This window comes from Caulobacter sp. P1_B12_2 (genome assembly GCF_056406675.1).
In genome coordinates this window covers 1-1,747 of the sequence record NZ_JBFTZS010000662.1, presented here as the reverse complement: position 1 = coordinate 1,747, position 1,747 = coordinate 1, and the positions used below count along the sequence as shown (strand labels likewise).

At 69.5% G+C, this 1,747-nt stretch carries 2 protein-coding genes and 1 pseudogene; 2 read left to right on the top strand and 1 reads right to left on the bottom strand.

Annotation, left to right across the window (positions count from 1 at the left end):
• Positions 1–642, top strand: a 642-nt coding sequence (locus AC1DZ6_RS24630; RefSeq protein ID WP_477099726.1) for a MarC family protein, incomplete at its 5' end; no start/stop codon positions are given.
• Positions 643–759: pseudogene (locus AC1DZ6_RS24625) on the top strand (hypothetical protein); the annotation flags it as partial.
• Here AC1DZ6_RS24625 and AC1DZ6_RS24620 read toward each other — a convergent pair.
• Positions 757–1,557, bottom strand: a complete 801-nt coding sequence (locus AC1DZ6_RS24620) for an SDR family NAD(P)-dependent oxidoreductase (RefSeq protein ID WP_477099725.1) — start codon at positions 1,555–1,557, stop codon at positions 757–759. The pseudogene AC1DZ6_RS24625 and the gene AC1DZ6_RS24620 sit on opposite strands and share 3 nt — an antisense overlap.
• Positions 1,558–1,747 lie beyond the last annotated feature (190 nt).

Genomic DNA, 1,747 nt, shown 5'->3' with positions numbered 1-1,747 from the left:
GACCCGATCGGCAACGTGCCGCTGTTCGCCGCCGCGACCCTGGGCGCGGCCGCCGCCGGCCGACGGATGGTCGCGGTCTATATCGGGCTGTTCGTCGCGGCGTTCCTGATCTTCTTCTATTTCACCGGCGTCAGCCTGCTGGAGTTCTTCGGCATCTCGATGCCGGCCTTCCGCATCGCCGGCGGCATCATCCTGTTCATCCTGGGCCTGGACATGGTGCGCGACGACTTCACCACCATGTTCGCCGACGCCGCCGAAGGGATCGAGGGCCAGTCGGCGCGGGTCTACGCCAAGCAGCGGTTCGAGCGGCTGATCGTGCCGTTCGCCATGCCGCTGCTGATCGGGCCCGGCGCGATCTCGACGGTGATCATCTACGCCAGCGAGGCCAAGAGCTTCGGCCTGGCGGGCATGGCGCTGGGTTGCGGGGTGATCGTCGCGGTGGCCCTGGTGCTGGTCGCCACCTTCTGGGCCTCGCCGATCATCAGCCGGGTGCTGGGCCGGATCGGCATGAGCATCGTGGTGCGGGTGCTGGGCCTGATCCTCTGCGCGCTGGCGGTGCAGTTCGTACTGATCGGGGTCGGGGATGCGACCAAGGGCCTGATCCGGGCGGACGCCAAGGCGCCGTACGCCGAGCATCGGTAGCGCTCAGCGTCCTTCGAGGCTCGGCTACGCCTCGCACCTCAGGATGAGGAATTCAGCAACAACGCTCCTCATCCTGAGGCGCACGCGAAGCGGGCCTCGAAGGACGCACTGCGTCTAGACTTTCCGAAACCGTCCACCCTGGCTGGCCATCAGCGCCAGCGCCCAATCGTCGGGCACCAGCTTGGCCAGCACGGCGATGGCCTTGTTGGGCGAACCCGGCACGCAGACGGCGCGGTTGGCCTCGGCGGCCTCGTAGCCGGCGGCGGCCACTTCGTCGGACCCCAGCCATAGCCAGGTCGGCAGGCTTTGGCTGACCTGGGCGCGGGTGCCGTTGACGTCGTGGAATTCCGAATAGGTGAAGCCCGGGCACAGGGCCGAGACGTGCACGCCGGTCGCGTGGTTCTCCAGATGCAGGCTCTGGGAGAACTTCACCAGAAAGCTCTTGGTCGCCGCGTACAGCGTGTGGCCGGCCGCGCCGGGGGCCAGGCCCGCCAGGGAGGCGACGTTGACGATGCGGCCGAAGCCCCGCTCGACCATGCCCGGCAGCACCTTGTGGGTCAGGCCGCAGACCGAGACCAGCAGCACCTGCAGGAAGGCGGCTTGATCGGTCCAGGCGGTGGCCGAATAGGCGCCCGGCAGGCCGTAGCCGGCGTTGTTGACCAGGGCGTCGACCACCCGGCCCTCGGCCTCGATCGCGGCCAGCACCTGGTCGACGGCCTCGGGTTGGGCCAGGTCGGCGGCGATCGGATAGGCCTCGACGCCGAACCGCAGGCGGATCTCGGCGGCCAGGGCCTCCAGCCGGTCCAGCCTGCGCGCGGTCAGCGCCACGTCATAGCCGTGGCTGGCGTAGATGCGGGCGAAGGCGGCCCCGATGCCGGCGGAGGCGCCGGTGATCAGGGCGAGACGGCGAGCCATGCGGGGTTACGTCCAGGCGAAGCGGTGAAACTTGGCTGGAGTCGAGCACGGGCGGGGATTTGGTTCAAGGCGGAGGAAGAGGCCCGCGATGGCCCCTCCGTCACGATGCGTACTCGCCTCGCGCCATCTCCCCCGCTTCGCGAGGAAGGAAAGGGGGAGGGGGCGCTCGGGCTCAAGCGCCCCCTCGGGC

What these genes read in the sequence shown, in the direction of transcription:
- AC1DZ6_RS24620 (WP_477099725.1), bottom strand. Translation starts at nt 1,557, where the DNA reads ATGGCTCGCCGTCTCGCCCTGATCACCGGCGCCTCCGCCGGCATCGGG.